This window comes from Vibrio sp. R15-SG3-ISO1B (assembly GCF_059833835.1).
Genome location: NZ_JCBDGG010000047.1, coordinates 248527 through 265033, shown reverse-complemented (window position 1 = coordinate 265033; position 16507 = coordinate 248527). Strand labels below are relative to the sequence as shown.

20 protein-coding genes are annotated in these 16507 nt (G+C 48.6%); 17 read left to right on the top strand and 3 right to left on the bottom strand.

Annotated elements, in window-relative coordinates; all coding sequences use genetic code 11:
• The 4 genes from AC6R0S_RS15510 to AC6R0S_RS15495 all read left to right on the top strand — a co-directional run.
• The coding region (locus AC6R0S_RS15510; RefSeq protein WP_500638295.1) for a DUF1513 domain-containing protein at positions 1-390 on the top strand (390 nt) is incomplete at its 5' end.
• A gap of 127 nt (positions 391-517) precedes the next feature.
• Positions 518-2071: a L,D-transpeptidase family protein gene (locus AC6R0S_RS15505; protein ID WP_500638294.1), complete on the top strand. Its 1554-nt coding sequence runs from the start codon at positions 518-520 to the stop codon at positions 2069-2071.
• A 180-nt stretch (positions 2072-2251) separates the two neighbouring features.
• Positions 2252-2794, top strand: coding sequence for a peptidoglycan L,D-endopeptidase MepK (gene mepK, locus AC6R0S_RS15500; protein WP_334552401.1), 543 nt, complete (start codon positions 2252-2254; stop codon positions 2792-2794).
• Between the two features lie 65 nt (positions 2795-2859).
• Entirely contained in the window at positions 2860-3516 is a 657-nt protein-coding gene (locus AC6R0S_RS15495) for an MBL fold metallo-hydrolase (RefSeq protein WP_334552400.1), read from the top strand.
• 45 nt (positions 3517-3561) lie between these two features.
• Here AC6R0S_RS15495 and AC6R0S_RS15490 read toward each other — a convergent pair whose 3' ends face one another.
• Positions 3562-4230 (bottom strand): DUF2982 domain-containing protein, encoded by a 669-nt coding sequence (locus AC6R0S_RS15490; protein WP_500638293.1) that lies wholly within the window; start codon positions 4228-4230, stop codon positions 3562-3564.
• 226 nt (positions 4231-4456) lie between these two features.
• Between AC6R0S_RS15490 and AC6R0S_RS15485 the strand changes: the two genes are divergently transcribed.
• The 7 genes from AC6R0S_RS15485 (at position 4457) to AC6R0S_RS15455 (ending at position 11084) form a co-directional block, all read left to right on the top strand.
• Positions 4457-4828 carry a MarR family transcriptional regulator gene (locus AC6R0S_RS15485; RefSeq protein ID WP_500629758.1) on the top strand — a complete coding sequence of 124 codons (372 nt, stop codon included), beginning with the start codon at positions 4457-4459 and terminating at the stop codon, positions 4826-4828.
• Between the two features lie 398 nt (positions 4829-5226).
• Positions 5227-6315 carry a TRAP transporter substrate-binding protein gene (locus AC6R0S_RS15480; protein WP_487901226.1) on the top strand — a complete coding sequence of 363 codons (1089 nt, stop codon included), beginning with the start codon at positions 5227-5229 and terminating at the stop codon, positions 6313-6315.
• A gap of 152 nt (positions 6316-6467) precedes the next feature.
• Positions 6468-7007, top strand: a complete 540-nt coding sequence (locus tag AC6R0S_RS15475; protein ID WP_334552396.1) for a TRAP transporter small permease subunit — start codon at positions 6468-6470, stop codon at positions 7005-7007.
• 11 nt (positions 7008-7018) lie between these two features.
• On the top strand, positions 7019-8302 hold the full coding sequence (locus AC6R0S_RS15470) for a TRAP transporter large permease (RefSeq protein WP_334552395.1): 1284 nt from the start codon (positions 7019-7021) through the stop codon (positions 8300-8302).
• Positions 8303-8387: 85 nt separating this feature from the next.
• A complete protein-coding gene (locus AC6R0S_RS15465) occupies positions 8388-9749 on the top strand; it encodes a cache domain-containing protein (RefSeq protein WP_334552394.1) in 1362 nt (453 codons plus the stop codon).
• Positions 9742-10380 (top strand): response regulator, encoded by a 639-nt coding sequence (locus AC6R0S_RS15460; protein ID WP_334552393.1) that lies wholly within the window; start codon positions 9742-9744, stop codon positions 10378-10380. The genes AC6R0S_RS15465 and AC6R0S_RS15460 overlap by 8 nt, the downstream gene beginning before the upstream one ends.
• Positions 10381-10481: 101 nt before the next feature.
• Positions 10482-11084, top strand: coding sequence for a 2OG-Fe(II) oxygenase (locus AC6R0S_RS15455; RefSeq protein ID WP_500638292.1), 603 nt, complete (start codon positions 10482-10484; stop codon positions 11082-11084).
• Between the two features lie 23 nt (positions 11085-11107).
• Here the strand turns inward: AC6R0S_RS15455 and AC6R0S_RS15450 are convergent, their stop codons facing one another.
• Positions 11108-11974 (bottom strand): patatin-like phospholipase family protein, encoded by an 867-nt coding sequence (locus AC6R0S_RS15450; protein ID WP_500638291.1) that lies wholly within the window; start codon positions 11972-11974, stop codon positions 11108-11110.
• Positions 11975-12263: 289 nt separating this feature from the next.
• Between AC6R0S_RS15450 and AC6R0S_RS15445 the strand changes: the two genes are divergently transcribed.
• The 6 genes from AC6R0S_RS15445 (at position 12264) to AC6R0S_RS15420 (ending at position 16027) form a co-directional block, all read left to right on the top strand.
• Positions 12264-12740, top strand: coding sequence for a Dps family protein (locus tag AC6R0S_RS15445; RefSeq protein ID WP_334552390.1), 477 nt, complete (start codon positions 12264-12266; stop codon positions 12738-12740).
• A gap of 125 nt (positions 12741-12865) precedes the next feature.
• Positions 12866-13087, top strand: coding sequence for a hypothetical protein (locus tag AC6R0S_RS15440; protein WP_334552389.1), 222 nt, complete (start codon positions 12866-12868; stop codon positions 13085-13087).
• Between the two features lie 411 nt (positions 13088-13498).
• The gene (locus tag AC6R0S_RS15435; protein WP_487901231.1) at positions 13499-13858 is read left to right on the top strand and encodes a PilZ domain-containing protein; all 360 of its coding nucleotides are present in this window, start codon (positions 13499-13501) and stop codon (positions 13856-13858) included.
• Positions 13859-13990: 132 nt separating this feature from the next.
• The gene (locus AC6R0S_RS15430; RefSeq protein ID WP_500638290.1) at positions 13991-14599 is read left to right on the top strand and encodes an exopolysaccharide biosynthesis protein; all 609 of its coding nucleotides are present in this window, start codon (positions 13991-13993) and stop codon (positions 14597-14599) included.
• Between the two features lie 94 nt (positions 14600-14693).
• On the top strand, positions 14694-15614 hold the full coding sequence (gene dmeF, locus AC6R0S_RS15425; RefSeq protein WP_487901233.1) for a CDF family Co(II)/Ni(II) efflux transporter DmeF: 921 nt from the start codon (positions 14694-14696) through the stop codon (positions 15612-15614).
• Positions 15611-16027 carry a MarR family winged helix-turn-helix transcriptional regulator gene (locus AC6R0S_RS15420; RefSeq protein ID WP_500629752.1) on the top strand — a complete coding sequence of 139 codons (417 nt, stop codon included), beginning with the start codon at positions 15611-15613 and terminating at the stop codon, positions 16025-16027. Before dmeF ends, AC6R0S_RS15420 begins: the two co-directional genes overlap by 4 nt.
• Before the next feature lie 198 nt (positions 16028-16225).
• On the opposite strand, the gene AC6R0S_RS15415 is transcribed toward AC6R0S_RS15420, so the two are convergent.
• Entirely contained in the window at positions 16226-16447 is a 222-nt protein-coding gene (locus AC6R0S_RS15415) for a hypothetical protein (RefSeq protein ID WP_500638289.1), read from the bottom strand.
• Positions 16448-16507: the final 60 nt, after the last annotated feature.

The window sequence follows — 16507 nt, the reverse complement described above, 5'->3', positions numbered from 1 at the left end:
ACCGTGTTGTGCGGTCAGCAATACAGAGGCCAACCGGAGGCGACCCCGTCACTGCTGGCTATGCATAGCGCAGGTGAAGAGATGGTGTCGTTACGAGCAGCGCCGGAAGAGTGGGCGCGCTTTGACCACTACATTGCCAGTATTGCCGCTACAAAAGAGTGGATTCTTGCTACCTCGCCAAGAGGAAACTGCTATGGCATTTGGAGTAAAGCGACCGGTCAGCTGGTGGAACTGTCGGCACTGGCCGATGCCTCTGGTGTGGTTGTTCATCAACAACGTTTTATGGTCAGCTCTGGTTCAGGGCAAGTGGTCTCGCAAGAGCAACCCAAGGTGAAAACTCGGCAACAGTCGGGTGTTCAATGGGACAACCATTGGTCGAGGATCACATAGTTCAATTAAATAGCGATAGAGTGTCATACACTTTTAATGGGCGTTCTCATAAACTGTGCACACGCGCCCATTATTTTTTGCCATACTGATCACATGGACGCTGAAAAGCAAACGGCGGAGAGAGCGTATGAAGAGATGGATGATCGGTGTTTGGGTAACCCTAGTAATGGCGTTCCCACTCAAAGCCATGGAGCATTTTCAGCAAATCGGTTGGATTGACAGTAGCAGTCCAGTGCATGAGATTGTTCAATATCCGCAACTGGTGGAGCAGGCTTATCGTCAGAACAGTGACCAGATGATTTGGTTCGATCTGCAACAAAGCACCAAACTTGAGTTCCAACTTGAGGTTATCCAGCAAGCGCAATTCAGCCCTCTGTTTTCACGTCAACTCAGTTATTTGGCCTTCTTTCGTAAGAGCAATCGCTGGCATGAGTATGACATCCTCGCCACTGACACACTGCTGCTCTATCTCAGTTACGCCGAGCACGCACGCTCACAAGGCGAAGGTTGGTTTTTTGGCGCTTCACTCAATTCAGCGCTACCTCAGCTGAGCAGTGATGCTTGGCTCGCCTTTCAATCTGCAGCTCACAATCAGCAGCTCGCTGAGTTGATTGAAGCCTACACACCCGACAGCGAAGGCTATCAAAAGCTGGTCGATAGCTATCTGGATCTCCTTAAGTATCAAAAGATTGATGTGCCCAAATACACCCAACAAGGTGTAAAGCGGGTGGGGGATACGCTGACCGATCGTGACGTGTTGCTTGAACGTATGGCGATGGTCGGCGTTAACTTAGATGAGGTCAGGCGCGATGTGAGTTGGTACGACGTGACACTGGAACCGGCGATTAAACGCTTTCAAGCGCTACATGGTCTTACCCAAGATGGCATTATTGGCAGTGAGACCATCGGCTGGCTAAACCGACCGATAGAATTACGGATGACAACTCTCGCACTCAATGCAGAGCGGATGCGAATGTGGCCCGCTCAGCGCGACACGCTCATTTTGGTCAATGTGCCGAGCTTTGATATGCACTATTGGCATGCCGGTCAGACGGTTTTCGAATCCAAAGTGATTGTGGGCAAAACCAAACGACCTACGCCAGTAATGCAAACCCGTCTCGACTCTTTGATATTCAATCCCACTTGGAATATCCCATGGAAAATCATGGTCGAGGACATCATTCCTCAGGTGAAACGCGATCCTGAGTATCTGACTAAACACAGTATCCAGATCATTCCTAAATGGGGATCAAGTGAGACAATTCCGGCCAGCGAGATAGACTGGCAGAACTTGAGACCTAAGTCTTTCCCTTATCGGATGCGGCAGATGTCGGGCAGCTACAATGCCTTAGGTCTGTATAAGTTTAATACCCCCAACGCGCGTGCGATTTATCTGCACGACACGCCAAGCAAAGGTCTCTTTAGTCAAACGTCGCGAGCGTTCAGCTCCGGATGTATTCGCGTTGAACATGCGGACACCTTCGCCAACTTGCTTCTTGCTCAGCAAGGCATGAGTATCAATGATGTCGATCGCAGTGAGTGGGTATCGAACAAAGCCGTAGCGCTGCGCACGCGTATTCCGGTTTACATCATTTATCAAACGGCATGGTATGAGGAAGGGATTGTCCACTACCGCGACGATATTTACCGCCTCGATAAATCCAGTTACACAAAAAGTTAAGCTGACCAAAAATTTACAATTCTATCAACGTACAAAAATAGCCTGACAGCTCAATTACTAAGCAAGCGTGCCGCTCAAATTTTTGAGATTGTGCACGTTTTATGCATTTGCACTTATTATTAGACTCGGGTAGTGTCCTGACATCTTGATAACTACCCCATTTGATGAAGGTGCAAAGTTTTGGATTTATCACGCAGACATTTCATTCAGTTGGCAGGCAGTGGCATTGTTGTAGCAAGTTGTCTACCCGGGGTGGCATTCGCATCACGAGCCCAGCAGCCACGTGTCCTCGCTATGAGTAATCTCCATACTGGAGAAGCATTAGAAACCTGTTACTTTGACGGTGCTAAGTACGTTAAAAATGAGCTCAAACGTTTAAACCATTTATGTCGTGACTTTCGACGTAATGAGGTTCACCCAATGGATAAACGTTTGTTTGACCAAATTTCAAAAATACAAACTATGCTCGGTGTCGAAGCCGAAGTGCAGATTGTCTCCGGCTACCGCTCTCCAGCCACCAATGAAGCGCTGCGCGCGCAGTCAAGTGGTGTGGCGAAGAAGAGCTACCACATGCTTGGTCAAGCGATCGATTTTCGCCTCGATGGTGTGGATTTGAAGAAAGTGCGCGATGCCGCTAGAGAGCTCAAAGCGGGCGGCGTTGGGTTTTACCCAAGTAGCGACTTTGTTCACATCGACACTGGGCCGGTACGCTACTGGGCGTAACGGTTGTCAAATCGAACCGGTGGTGTCATAGTTCAGCCAGTTTAACTGTTACTCAAGGCTGAATTATGGCACTCAAATACCAAGTCGTCCCTGTCACCTCCTTCTCTCAAAACTGCTCCATCGTCTGGTGTGATGAAACCATGAAAGGCATCGTCATTGACCCAGGCGGTGACGTGAAGTCATTGGCGACGCTTATCCAAGAGTTGGGTGTCGACGTCGTCAAACTGGTGTTGACTCATGGCCATCTCGATCATGTCGGCGGCACAGAGCCTCTTTCTGATGCCTTGGGCGGTGTTGAGATTGTTGGCCCACACAAAGACGATAACTTCTGGTTACAAGGACTAGAAGGGCAGAGCCAAATGTTTGGTTTCCCGCTTACCAGTGCATTTGAACCTCATGAGTGGCTAGAGGATGGCGATACGGTCACGTTTGGTCATCAGCAGTTGGATGTCCTTCACACTCCGGGCCACACTCCCGGTCATGTGGTGTTGTTCAGTCCATCGGCGCAACTGGCGTTTGTCGGTGATGTGTTGTTTAACGGCTCCATCGGTCGAACCGACTTCCCGAAAGGTGACTTCAATACCTTGATTCATTCGATCAAATCAAAACTGTGGCCGCTAGGTAATGAGGTCCGCTTTGTTCCCGGTCACGGACCGGAATCTACTTTCGGCCATGAACGCCGCACTAACCCGTTTGTAGCGGATGAAATGCCGCTGTACTGATGAATCTTCCCCTAAAGGTCGCGAATGCGGCCTTTTTTGTAATCGTTATTCGGGTTCTGCGGCGGCTAGGTAACGTCGCATTAGACCGACAAACTCATCGGCAGGGCGATCAAGGTCTTGGGTAGAGATGAAGATATCATAGTCATAGTAGGCGCGTTGATAGCGCATGCGGTTGGCGAGCATCGCTTGCAAACCAGTAAAGGCATGCCCGTCTTCGTCGTGGTAATCGGCCGAGTCCAACACAATCTCCTCAAAACGCGTTCCTTGTTTGTGCTGTTTTGCGCCAAGGTAAAGTAGTGCACGTTGGCTGAGCAAAATTTCTGTCGCTATCCGAGGGCACACGCCAGTGAGGTAGGGCGAGTAGTGTTTGAGTTTGATGCCTATCCAAGGCAGTGGCTGCTGCCAACCGTCGTTATCGTAGTAACACAGACCAACGCGGCTGATGTTGTTCCATTTCACTACCCAGCCGCCTTTGAACAGATGCTGCTGAAAATGGGTCGACGTTAGGGTGTATTTGACGGTACTTTTTAAAATCAGCCAATAGGCGACGAAGAGCGAAAATCCGAGCAAGAACAGCGCCAATAAGAAGGGTTTAAAACCGGGGGCCCAGAGCATTAACGCTGCAAACACCACCAACAACAGAGAAGCCAGTGACACTCGCCACAAGGGGGAAGCAAGGTTGATAGGCTGATTCACAAGGTGTTGCGTTTCCATGTCGCTCTCCGGTCACAATCTGATGACTTCTAATACTACGATGAGCAGGACCGATAAGTTTATACGTTGTTTAAATTGTAGTCTGATCTTGGTAGATAGCGCATTTTTGGCGCACAAAGCCGCCCTAACTCTGTAAATAGTGTGGAAATTTTGGTATAAAACGCGCTTCAAATTTCAACCGCTGCTCGATTCCTCGTGAATCTGCAGTGATACGGAGACAGATTCAATGAGATTAGCTCATAAGCGTAAAGTGCAGATGAAACTGCAAAAACGCATTAAAGCGACGGTAGCAAACATTCAAGCGGTAGCGAAAGCTGCGCCTGCGCCTGCACCTAAAGTAGCCGCTGAAAAACCGGCTGAGAAAGTCGTCGCAGCGAAATCAGTGGACGTGGCATTGACACCGAAACAGCAACAAGTGCTAGACATCGTGCTGGCCAACTGTGAAGGCATCAACCCGAAAGGTATCGGCATCGCAGCTGGTCAAGAAGAGGCGAAAGCGGCTTCATGGGCGACGGGTGCGCTTAAGAAACTGTTGGACGAAAATCTCGTCGTTAAAGAGCAGCTAGCAGGCAACAAGGTCATCTACAAAGCCATATAATCTGCCCGCTCAGTATTGCCGTGCTCTGTGAGTGAGCACAAACACAAGAGCCTCGATGAATGTCGAGGCTCTTGTGTTTTTATCGGGCACGACAACCAGTTTTTAACATTTGTCACAATTATCACATCTTTCTACTGATTCATTTTACTCATCAATTACTACGTATAAATTGATCTTCTACTTATCTGTCTGGTTAATAACTAGCTGATAAATAGTTATTTATCTATTGTCGTATAAATTATCCTACGTATTACTACGTAATTCTTTGGTCTAAGGCTTGCGGGGGTTGTTAATTTTTCTCCGTGTTCACGCTGATTTAATAATCAATAGCTTTCTACCAAGCTGTAAACGAAACAAAAGTAACTGGATAGTTGCTACAGCTAACAAAGGACGTGAACATGAGTCTAATTAAACAAACGTTGAAACGAGTACTGAAAGGGACCGCGATGGCTGCGGCGCTTGCGGTTGCGGCAACCTCCGCAAACGCAGCGGAAAAAGTCTATCGTCTGAAACTGGCCGAAACTTGGGGACCAAACTTCCCGATTTTTGGTGACGCGACGAAGAACATGGCGAAAATGGCGGAAGAAATGTCTAACGGCCGCCTGCAAATCCGTATTGATTCTGCCAACAAACACAAAGCGCCGCTTGGCGTGTTTGATATGGTGAAATCGGGCCAATACGACATGGGCCACTCCGCATCGTATTACTGGAAAGGCAAAGTGCCAAACACCTTGTACTTCACCTCAATGCCATTCGGCATGCTGCCCACAGAGCAATACGCTTGGTTCTACTACGGCGGTGGTATGGAGCTGATGGAAAAAGTGTATTCGCCACACAATTTAATGTCGTTCCCTGGCGGTAACACAGACGTTCAGATGGGCGGTTGGTTTCAAAAAGAGATCAACTCAGTGGAAGACTTGCAAGGTCTTAAAATGCGTATCCCGGGCTTTGCAGGCGAAATCCTTGCGGAGCTAGGTGCGAAACCAACCAATATCGCACCGGGTGAACTCTATACCTCGCTAGAGCGCCGCACCATTGATGCGCTTGAGTGGGTAGGTCCATCTCTTGACCTACGTATGGGCTTCCACAAAATCGCGCCATACTACTACACAGGTTGGCACGAGCCAGCAACTGAGCTGCAGTTCCTTGTCAACAAGCGTACTTGGGAAAAATTGCCAGATGATCTGAAAGCGATCTTGCAAGTCGCGATGAAGACTGCTGCGTATGATATGTACACCCAATCTAAGCATGAAAGTGGCAAAAACTGGGTATCCATCAAAACTGAATACCCAAATGTTCAAGTTAAAGATTTCCCAGCGGAAGTGATGACGGCGCTACGCGAAGCGAACGATCGACTTCTTAAGCAACACGCGGATGAAGATGCGCTTGCGAAGGAAATTCAAGAGTCACAAGCGGCTTATATGCAGCAAGTGCGTTCTTGGACAGACATTTCTACCCGTGCCTACCTCAACAGTTCGGCACAATAACAGCAATAACCTAAGCGCCGAGTTTGTCTCGGCGCAAGCCCAAGAAGCCTCACTCACTAGATTCTGAGTCTAAAACAGAGCGTATATCGAGTGTAATCAAAGTGTTGTAAGCCTAACTTGCAACACGCTTTCAAAATTCCATGGAGTAGGGAATGAGAAGTCTTATCTATGTCGAGCGTATTTTTAATCGCTTTGGTGACTTTCTAGGCTGGCTATCCAGTATTCTTTTTATCTTATTGCTTGCCAACGTTGTCTATGACGTGGTGATGCGTTACGCATTTAATGATGTCTCCATCGCGTTCCAAGAAATGGAGTGGCATCTCTTTTCAGCCGTCTTTTTATTGGGTGTCCCTTATGCGCTGAAAGCGGGCGGGCATGTTCGAGTGGATCTTTTCTACGAGCGACTATCGATGCGCGCCCAAGCGATCATTGATCTACTTGGTACGGTGGTCTTTCTTTTCCCATTTTGTTTGTTGGTGGCGTGGTTTGGTATCGATTTCGCCAAAGAGAGCTATGCGTTAGGTGAGACATCGGGCGACCCCGGTGGTTTGCCTTACCGCTGGATCATCAAAGCCATGATTCCGGTTTCCTTCTTCTTTATGGCTATCAGTGGCATTGGATTATTGATCCACTCCCTCAATAAGATTTTTAACCCACAGCTGCTGTACGTTAACAGCAAAGATCAACACTAGGAGACAAGAAGATGGTCGGTATTGTAATGTTTTTTGTCGCCTTGTTTGCACTGCTGCTAGGCTTTCCCGTCGCCTTTACCTTTGGCGGTATCGCATTGATTTTTGGTGTGTGGGCCGAAGGCATGGATATGTTTGCCTTTATGCCTTATCGCATCCAATCCATTATGGAAAACACGGTGCTCATGGCTGTGCCGTTATTTGTTTTTATGGGCTTGGTGCTGCAAAAGACGCGTCTGGCGGAGCAGTTGCTTGAGTCTATGGGGCGCTTATTTGGTGGCGTTCGCGGAGGTATCGCGATCTCCACCGTGCTGGTGGGAGCGTTGCTTGCGGCCTCTACTGGTGTCGTGGGGGCCTCGGTGGTGGCGATGGGGCTGATTTCACTGCCTGTGATGCTTAAATATAATTACGACAAGGGATTGGCCTGCGGCACCATCTGTGCGTCTGGCACACTAGGCCAGATCATTCCGCCATCTATCGTGTTAATTTTGCTCGGTGATGTGCTGGGTGTGCCTGTCGGCGATCTGTTTCAAGCGGCGGTATGGCCGGGGTTAGTCTTGGTTGGTGCGTACGTCATTTATATTTTGATTTATGCGAAACTCAACCCAGAGGCGGCGCAACCGATTCCAAGTGATGGCAGCATCAGTCGTAAGCAAGAAGTGATCACGGCGCTTAAAGCGGTGATCCCACCGTTGGCCTTAATTGTGGTCGTTCTTGGGTCTATTTTTGCTGGCGTGGCGACACCGACGGAGTCGGCAGCGCTTGGTGGCGCGGGTGCTATCGTTCTTGCTCTGCTTTATAAGCAATTTAGCTGGGGCATGGTGTATGACGCGGCAAAAGAGACGGTTAAAGTGACCGCGATGGTTTTTGCTATCTTGTTGGGTGCCACCGCTTTTTCGATGGCGTTCACCTATACCGGTGGTGACTACTTGGTCGAAGAGTGGATGCTGCAAATTCCTGGCGAGAAATGGGGCTTTTTGATCATCACCATGTTGGTCATCTTGGTGTTGGGCTTTTTCATCGACTTCGTTGAAATCTGTTTCATCATCGTACCCATCATCGCGCCTGTGGCGGAGTTGTTAGGGATCAACATGACTTGGTTTGCTATTTTGATTGCGATGAACTTGCAAACCTCATTCTTAACGCCGCCTTTTGGTTTCAGTCTCTTCTATCTCAAGGGCGTGGCGCCGAAAGGGGTCACCACCACGGATATCTACCGAGGCGTGGTGCCGTTTATTGCGATTCAAATCCTGGTACTGGCGTCACTGTTGGTCTTCCCTCAATTTTACGGAATGTGATCACTCGATTACAGTTGATTAACAACTCCTGCTAAAGTGGAGGCCACCCAAATCGGGTGGCCTTTGTGTTAAATGGGGAGAAGGAATGCCGTTACAAGCCAAGCTGATTTTGCTTAGCCTTGTGCCTTTGCTTCTGGTGACGGCCATCACCAGTTGGATTTCAATTCATCAGGCGAAAACCCTAGGTGAGCAAGAAATTGAGATTTTTGAGAGTGGCTTAATCAAGTCAAAAGAGTCGGCGCTGAAAGACAGCGTGGATCTCGCGTTTGATGCGATCGCCTACATCTATAATGACCCTCATTTGCCGGAAGAGGTGGCCAAACAAGAGGTCAAATCTATCCTCAATAAGCTCCGCTATGGCAAAGACAAAGATGGCTATTTTTTTGCCTATGATGGCGAAGGGACCAACTTAGTCCACCCTGTGATGCCCCATCTAGTAGGCGAAAACCTTTACGATCTGCAAGATGAAAACGGCGACCACTTGATTGCTTCTTTATTGATGCAAGCGCGCAGCGGCGGCGGTTACCACCGCTATTTGTGGCAAAAACCGTCAACGGGGGAAAATGTCCCCAAGCTTAGCTACGCGGCTTGGCTGGATCGCTGGCAATGGATGATCGGCACTGGGGTGTACATCGAAGACATTACCCAAGAAGTGGCCAATTTGCGCTCTGAAGTGAACAAAAACATCGAAACGACCTTTTTTTCTGTGATTGTGATTGTGGTGGTCACGGTCGCGGTGATTGTTGTCATCACCTTGGCAGTCAATCTTCACGAGCACCGTTTGGCGGATAAAAGCTTGAAGGAGCTGGCACATAAAACGGTGATGTTTCAAGAGGATGAGAAGAAGCATCTTGCCCGAGAACTGCACGATGGCATCAACCAACTGTTGGTCTCTAGCAAGTGCCATCTTGAGCTGCTCGGAAATAAACTTGATGACGCCGTCCTTCAGCAATACGTCACTCAGTCGCAAAATTCGCTGCTGACGGCGATCAACGAGGTCAGACACATTTCTCACCAATTGCGCCCGAGCGCATTAGATGACATCGGCCTTGAGGCTGCTCTGAAAACCCTGCTGCACGATTTCAAACTGCACTCGGGGATTGATGTTGAAGCGTCGATCCACACTGAGAAAGGCAAGCTAAAATCAGAAGTGGCAACGACCTTGTATCGTATTGCTCAGGAGTCTTTGACCAACATCGAGAAACATGCACAGGCGAAAAACGTCACCCTAATATTGCAGCAGATGGGCAGCATGCTGCAGTTGATCATTAGAGATGACGGCGTCGGGTTTGATGTGACGTCCGCGTTGAGAAAAAATGGTATTGGACTGAGGAATATGCGCGAGCGCGTAGAATTTATTGGCGGAGAGATTGAAATCGAGAGTGACGCCGGGCTGGGTACTGAAATCACTGTCTTACTCGAACTGGAAGGATTAGTGTATGGATAAACCAATTGAAGTGGTGATCGTGGACGATCACCAAGTGGTGCTGGATGGATTCATCGCACGGTTAAAACAAGAGCCAGAGATTCGAGTAGTAGGCTGTGCCAGTAATGGTTTAGAAGCGATTGATGTGGTCAAGGCACTGAATCCAGATGTGGTTTTAATGGATGTCAGTATGCCGCTGATGAACGGCATTGATGCGACCCGCCTTATCAAAGAAGAAATGCCCGAGGTCAAAGTGCTGATGTTAACCATGCACGATAACCGCGAATACATCATGAAGGTGATGCAGGCTGGGGCGGTCGGCTACATGCTCAAAGAAATTTGTGCCACACGTATGGTGCAGGCTATCAAAACCGTCTATCAAGGCTCAACCTACTTCTGTGAATCAGTAACGCAAACCCTCTTTTCCCAAGAGGTGATTCCCGCCGCGCAAAAACCCAATCCATTGAGTCGCCGGGAAGAAGCGGTGCTTAAGTTGGTGGCACAAGGCAACAGCAGCAAAAAGATCGCGGCGCTGCTCAATATCAGTTTTCGAACCGTTGAGACCCACCGTCAAAACATCAAACATAAGCTCGATTTGCACAGTACCGCAGAATTGGCCAAGTATGCCGTTGAACACGGATTAGACGTTTAACGACCCTAATTAATCGTTACGACAAAAAGTCGCAATTGCCGATTGCATTACCACTTCGGTATAAGGCGTTTTCCTATTAATTCATGGAGCGCCAACGGCTGATGAACGCGCTAATCGATGCACTTTTTACACACGGTTACTATATTTGGGATGATTTTCTTTCAGAACACGAAGTGGCGGAGCTTCGTGATTGCCTACCGGACACCTGGAAAAAAGCACGCATTGGCCGCAATGAAGAGACGGTTCGCGCTGCCTCGATTCGAAGCGACAAAATTCACTGGTTGTCTCCTGCGATGGGCGAACCTGTTCAGGCTTACCTAGACAAGATGGAGCGTATTCGTCTGGCGGCCAACCAGCACTTTTTCCTCGGCCTCTTTGAATATGAAGCGCACTTTGCTAAGTATGAGCGCGGTGACTTTTATCAAAAGCATCTCGACAGCTTTAAAGGCAATGAAAACCGCCGCTTAACGACGGTGTTTTACATGAATGAAGAGTGGCATGAAGCCGACCAAGGCGAGTTAGTGATTTACGATCTCAACGATCAAATGATTGAGAAGGTCGCGCCGAAAGCGGGTCGCTTGCTGGTGTTTTTCTCTGAGCAATTTCCTCATGAGGTACTGCCCACCCAAGGGGAACGATACAGTATCGCTGGGTGGTTTCGAGTCAACGGCGTGCAGGGCAACCAGCTCGATATTGCGCGCTAACGCTACGGCCTCCGCGAGCGCCCTCAAAGGCAAAAGTGACAGTTTTCTCGGGTTAGACCGTACATGCCGGCACGACTCGCCAGGTGCTTATTGCCTTCTCTTAGTCCCATTTTATAGCCATCTAACAATCGGTCTTGACGCATGGTGAGGCGATTCACTTTAAACGTCTCATCAGGTGCGATGACTCTAATCTGCGTGCCTTTCGGTGGATTGCGGATAAAGTCGAGCGAGCGGTTGTAGTTCTCTGCTCTCACGGCCATCGCGTTGGCGATGGCGGGATATTTGGCCAGCAATCGCCTCATTAGCCAAGGATGTTTTGCTTTTGGCATTCGATAGCTCAGCGGGTGTGACAGAATCACAGTGATCTCTCTGGCGCCGCGTCGGTGCGCCTCTGCGACAGGGATCGAATCGGACACGCCGCCGTCTGTGTAGCAATTGCCAGAAAAGCAGGGCGTATGTTTGTACGCAATAGGCAGAGCGCAGGTCGCCTCAATCACTTGCTCTAAGTTATGCGGTTTGACCTGATAATAGTCCGCTTCTCCGCTATCAATATTGGTCGCGGCTGCAATCAGCGGCATGTTACCAAACATCATGGTTTCATTGATCGGATAACGACGGTTTGATTCGCGGATAAGCCAGCCGACATCGACCAGATTTCCCCCCTTTAAAAAGCGTCTCGGATCGTAAAAGCGACGGTCGGTGGCGAGTTGGGTGATAACATTAAAGCTGCGCTCGGGCTGTTTAGACAAGTAACCGATGAGATTGGTGGAGCCAGCTGACACACCAAGTGTAAAGTCGTAAGGGTAGTAGTCTTGGTGGATAAACGTATCCAATACGCCTGCGGCGAAGATTCCGCGCATCGCGCCGCCTTCCACAACCAGTGCTTTCATGCTTTCTCTCAACTCATTTCATTAAACAGGTCTTACCAGAGTACGTAAATGGGTTGGCGTTGGTAAATCGTTTATGCAAATTGCTGGGATAGGTCAAATCGAACAATTGGATCAATTGTTTTAAGCTATTAAAGTAATAGGTTTAAGCGGTTTTACCTATTTACTCTGTGGCGATACATTAAACCCATCACGACAACGCACCGTATAAAAAAGGGCGTAAGTCATTCTCAAACACCTGAGTTTTTTAATTACTTAAGTGGTTAGACACGTTGTTTTAGAGGGCAAAACTATGACATCACAAATTAATCTTATTGGTCTAGATAAAGACAAAGCACAGCAACTCGCCGTTGAGCTCAACGATCTTCTTGCACACTATCAAGTGCTTTACATGAATACCCGTGGTTACCACTGGAACATCAAAGGTCAGCAGTTTTTTGAGCTGCATGTGAAATTTGAAGAGATCTACACTGATCTGCAAACCAAAATCGATGAATTGGCAGAGCGAATCTTGACGCTGGGTTTCACGCCAGACCACAGCTTCACCCAATACCTTGAAGGCAGTACGATTCAAGAGCACAAAAACGCGACACAAGGGAGCGAGTGTGTCAAAGGTTTGGTTGACGGCTTCAGTGTGCTCCTGAGTAAACAACGCACGATCCTAGAGCAATCGGGTGACGCTGCGGATGAGGGCACGGCGGCACTGATGGGAGATTACATCCGTGAACAAGAGAAACTGCTATGGATGCTAAACGCGTATTTGCAGTAATGGCACGGCTTTTACCCACCTATTGATGGGGCGCCGAGAAAAAACACTGAGGATATAACCAGTAAAATTTGACGGTTGATGATCATCGACTATACTGTATGTATAAACAGTCAAGGAGGTGGAATATGATATGGGAAACCATTGAACGCGTTAACCGCCTACGTCAAAAGGCGTTGTCAGACCCGGAGTTCATTCAATCAGCGAAGGAGCATGAGCAAGCCATTCGTCATCAAGATGAAAGCTATGAAGCTCGCGCCAAACGGAGCAAGAAATTGAAAGATAGAACTCTGGCCGATATTTACAAGCAAGTCGACTTTGCACCGGATCCCGAAGGTAGGCAACATTAAAGCCTTGCTCCAATCGTCATTTTTCTGTTTAACCTAACTCTAAGCAGCCCACTCGGGCTGCTTTTTCGTTCAGGCTTTTTCGTTTAGGTAAGATGGGTGGCAAAAAAAGAAGGTCGCATCACGCGACCCAATCACAGGAAGTCAACAATGTCAGTCGACAAAGCATATCAACATGGAGTTTTCTCATCCCTAGACAACTTACTTCTAAAGTTTAGTTGAAGATGTGGGAATGAACAGAGTGTGAATTGAATTAATGCTAAGTGGAAAACGAGAGCAGCGTCGCGGCTCAGCGTAAACAGAGCGGGTGGTTATGGGTGCGGCAAGGTCTCATAAATCAAGGATAAAGGTTACTATTTATCTGCCGATAACTATACTAGTTAGAATGGGTTAAGGCCGAAATAGGAGCCAGCCATGAACGACATGGAACAAAAACGACAATACTATCGCTTAAAATACCCTCGCCGAGCGAGACCAAGTGTGCGCTTTTCTGATGAGCGTTTTCACGTCACTGAGGTCTCGGAAGGGGGGATTCGTGTCGTGATGAATAATTTTACCTCAGTATACAAAGGGTTATCGCTTGCCGGTATTCTGGATCTACACTGCGACAACCAAGTAGCGATTGAGGGAGCCGTGCTGCGTATTGATGGTGGAGAGGTCGTCCTTAAACTGAAAAAAGGGCCGACATTTAAACATATGGTGCAAGAGCAGCGTCACATCAAAAATACCTATCCTACCTATTTTGAGCGTTTAAAAACCATCGAAGCGGCGTGATGGTTTCACGCCTTACTCACCGTGTCGGCACCCTGTTAAAGCGTCGTTATTTCGTTAAGCGATGGCTATACACCCCGCGTGTTCGCTGCTAATGTCTAGCCACCGAAAACGCAAAACCTTTGGAGTGCCGCATTGCACGGATTGCCTCAAGATCCCCATTCTCTTTTTGATGTACCTCATGAGCGCCGAACGCGCACCTCTGATGTCATCCTCGCATTAGCAGAACAAGCCAGTCAATCGACCATCACCTTACGTAGCTTGACGCAACGCTTTGGCGATCGCACCTTCGGCTTATTTTTGGTGCTGATGGCCATCTTTAGCATCGTGCCGTTTGTCTCTCTGTTTGCAGGGCTCATCATCATCGTTTTGGGCTTACAGATGGTGGCAGGGCGACGTCGTGCTTGGCTTCCAGGTTGGATTCTCGATCGTGCGATGCCCGCCGCTGCGGTCAAAAAAGCGCTGTTAACCTTTGAGCCTAAAGTGCGAGCGATAGAGCGCTATATCCGCCCACGATGGCGATTTACCGAAGCGCCTATTGTCGATCGATTGAACGGCAGTATTGTGGCTATGTTAGGAGTGATTATTGCGATCCCGGTACCCTTGGCGAATTTGGCGCCTGCCCTGGTGGTGATCTTTATGGGGCTGGGTTTGCTTGAGCGTGATGGCTTAGTGCAAATGGTTGCCTTACTTCTCGGGCTACTGGCGATGACGACCATGGGGTATTGGCTATTTATTCACTAACGCCAGAATGAGAGAAACGCATCACACAAATCTATTGACACTGTTTGATAATCAAACTAAATTAACAGTCAAATAGTTTGAAGGTCAAAGTAATATGCGGTCATCATCTTGCCAATCTCACGGTTTTTCCAGCCACAATCATCAAGGGGAAACCCGCACTTTCTATGTCTTACTGCTGACGGTCGTCACCATGGTGGTGGAAATCGTTGCCGGGACCGTCTATGGCTCGATGGCTTTGCTGGCGGACGGATGGCACATGGGTACTCATGCCGCCGCATTTTGCATCACGCTATTTGCCTATCGCTATGCGAAAAAGCATGCCAATAGTGGTCGTTTCTCTTTTGGTACCGGTAAGGTCGGCGTGCTCGGTGGTTACACTAGCGCCATTGCTCTGGGCATTGTTGCGCTACTGATGGTAGTGGAATCGGTTCATCGTTTGATCAACCCTCAACCGATTCAGTTTAATGAGGCAATCTTGGTCGCGGTAATAGGCTTGGTGGTCAATCTTGCCAGTATGGTGTTATTGGGCGATCATCATCACGACCATCACGACCATCACGACCATCACGACCATCACGACCATCACGACCATCATCATGACCACAATTTGCGCGCCGCTTACTTACACGTGTTGACCGACGCCTTGACCTCTATTCTTGCCATTGTGGCGCTGCTGTTTGGTAAATTCTATGGTTGGCATTGGCTTGATGCCTTGATGGGTATCGTCGGAGCCTTGGTGATCACCAAATGGACGCTCTCCTTGATTCATCAAACCAGCCCAATCTTACTTGATGAAAGCATCGATGATCACTACCTGGATGAGGTTGAGTCAGAGCTGGTGCGTCACGGTGAAGTGGTGGACTTACATGTTTGGAAAATCAGTGGCCATCATCACAGTGCCGCGATCACACTCAGGGTCTCTAACGGGCAGACGGCTGAAGAGATCAAGCAGCATTTAGAGAAGTTTGATAAGATTCATCACCTAACGTTAGAAGTACAGTATGAGCCGCAATGAACACGTTATCGCAACTCAATCACGCACTGACTGAATTTTATGACAAACTGTCATCTTGGGAGCAGTCGGTCGTCAAAGAGACGGGGTATAGCTTAGCCCAAGTGCATACCATTGAAACCTTGGGGGTTAATGGGCCCTTGCGCATGAAAGAACTGGCGCAAAAACTTGGAATCACAACGGGGACGCTAACCGTGCAAATCGATAAGTTGGTCAACGCAGATCTGATTGAGCGATGCCCGCACCCTGACGACCGCCGAGCGATTGTGGTTCGTTTGACCGAGCAAGGGCAAGAGATTCATCAGCGCCACAATCAGCTTCATCTTGAATTGGTGAACGAATTGACTCAAGGACTCGAGGCCCAACAAATTGAGACGTTGCTTCAGTGCGTTAATGCGATGAATGATCAGTTTTGAACGCTGAGCGACGGTGAAGATTGCGCCATAAGCTTCATCCTACAGAAGTTTTCCACGCCACTTCGGGAATCGGCTTGGGTGCCTCTTCGAGGTCGGTTTCATCGCTGCACACAGTGCCCTATCGGAATCCGGGTTTGCTGGCAGCCGTTAATTTCGGTGATGGTTTGCACTGGAACCGCATCCCATTGGGTTTTGCTATCAAGAGGCTCGGAGGCTAGGGCCATATTCCCATCCAAACAGCGGATAAAGACCGTCTGTGCGAACGGCGTTGTCAAATAAGCCGTTTTTGATCATCAAGAGAAAAATCAGTTCAATATTGGTGGAACCGCGTTTAAGCAGGTTGAGTGATTTAGGCAGCAAACGCTCAAGCATGAACTTAACCTGTTTATAGCCGCCGATTTGACCATTGTGAAGGAACATCCAATGATCGACGATAAAAGGATGACAATTGGGTCAAAAAATGAGCCCAAAGTATCGTGA

Coding starts and splice junctions, on each gene's coding strand:
- AC6R0S_RS15505 (WP_500638294.1), top strand. CDS start 518: ATGAAGAGATGGATGATCGGTGTTTGGGTAACCCTAGTAATGGCGTTC.
- AC6R0S_RS15495 (WP_334552400.1), top strand. CDS start 2,860: ATGGCACTCAAATACCAAGTCGTCCCTGTCACCTCCTTCTCTCAAAAC.
- AC6R0S_RS15490 (WP_500638293.1), bottom strand. CDS start 4,230: ATGGAAACGCAACACCTTGTGAATCAGCCTATCAACCTTGCTTCCCCC.
- AC6R0S_RS15485 (WP_500629758.1), top strand. CDS start 4,457: ATGAGATTAGCTCATAAGCGTAAAGTGCAGATGAAACTGCAAAAACGC.
- AC6R0S_RS15480 (WP_487901226.1), top strand. CDS start 5,227: ATGAGTCTAATTAAACAAACGTTGAAACGAGTACTGAAAGGGACCGCG.
- AC6R0S_RS15475 (WP_334552396.1), top strand. CDS start 6,468: ATGAGAAGTCTTATCTATGTCGAGCGTATTTTTAATCGCTTTGGTGAC.
- AC6R0S_RS15470 (WP_334552395.1), top strand. CDS start 7,019: ATGGTCGGTATTGTAATGTTTTTTGTCGCCTTGTTTGCACTGCTGCTA.
- AC6R0S_RS15465 (WP_334552394.1), top strand. CDS start 8,388: ATGCCGTTACAAGCCAAGCTGATTTTGCTTAGCCTTGTGCCTTTGCTT.
- AC6R0S_RS15460 (WP_334552393.1), top strand. CDS start 9,742: ATGGATAAACCAATTGAAGTGGTGATCGTGGACGATCACCAAGTGGTG.
- AC6R0S_RS15455 (WP_500638292.1), top strand. CDS start 10,482: ATGAACGCGCTAATCGATGCACTTTTTACACACGGTTACTATATTTGG.
- AC6R0S_RS15450 (WP_500638291.1), bottom strand. CDS start 11,974: ATGAAAGCACTGGTTGTGGAAGGCGGCGCGATGCGCGGAATCTTCGCC.
- AC6R0S_RS15445 (WP_334552390.1), top strand. CDS start 12,264: ATGACATCACAAATTAATCTTATTGGTCTAGATAAAGACAAAGCACAG.
- AC6R0S_RS15440 (WP_334552389.1), top strand. CDS start 12,866: ATGATATGGGAAACCATTGAACGCGTTAACCGCCTACGTCAAAAGGCG.
- AC6R0S_RS15435 (WP_487901231.1), top strand. CDS start 13,499: ATGAACGACATGGAACAAAAACGACAATACTATCGCTTAAAATACCCT.
- dmeF (WP_487901233.1), top strand. CDS start 14,694: ATGCGGTCATCATCTTGCCAATCTCACGGTTTTTCCAGCCACAATCAT.
- AC6R0S_RS15420 (WP_500629752.1), top strand. CDS start 15,611: ATGAACACGTTATCGCAACTCAATCACGCACTGACTGAATTTTATGAC.
- AC6R0S_RS15415 (WP_500638289.1), bottom strand. CDS start 16,447: ATGTTCCTTCACAATGGTCAAATCGGCGGCTATAAACAGGTTAAGTTC.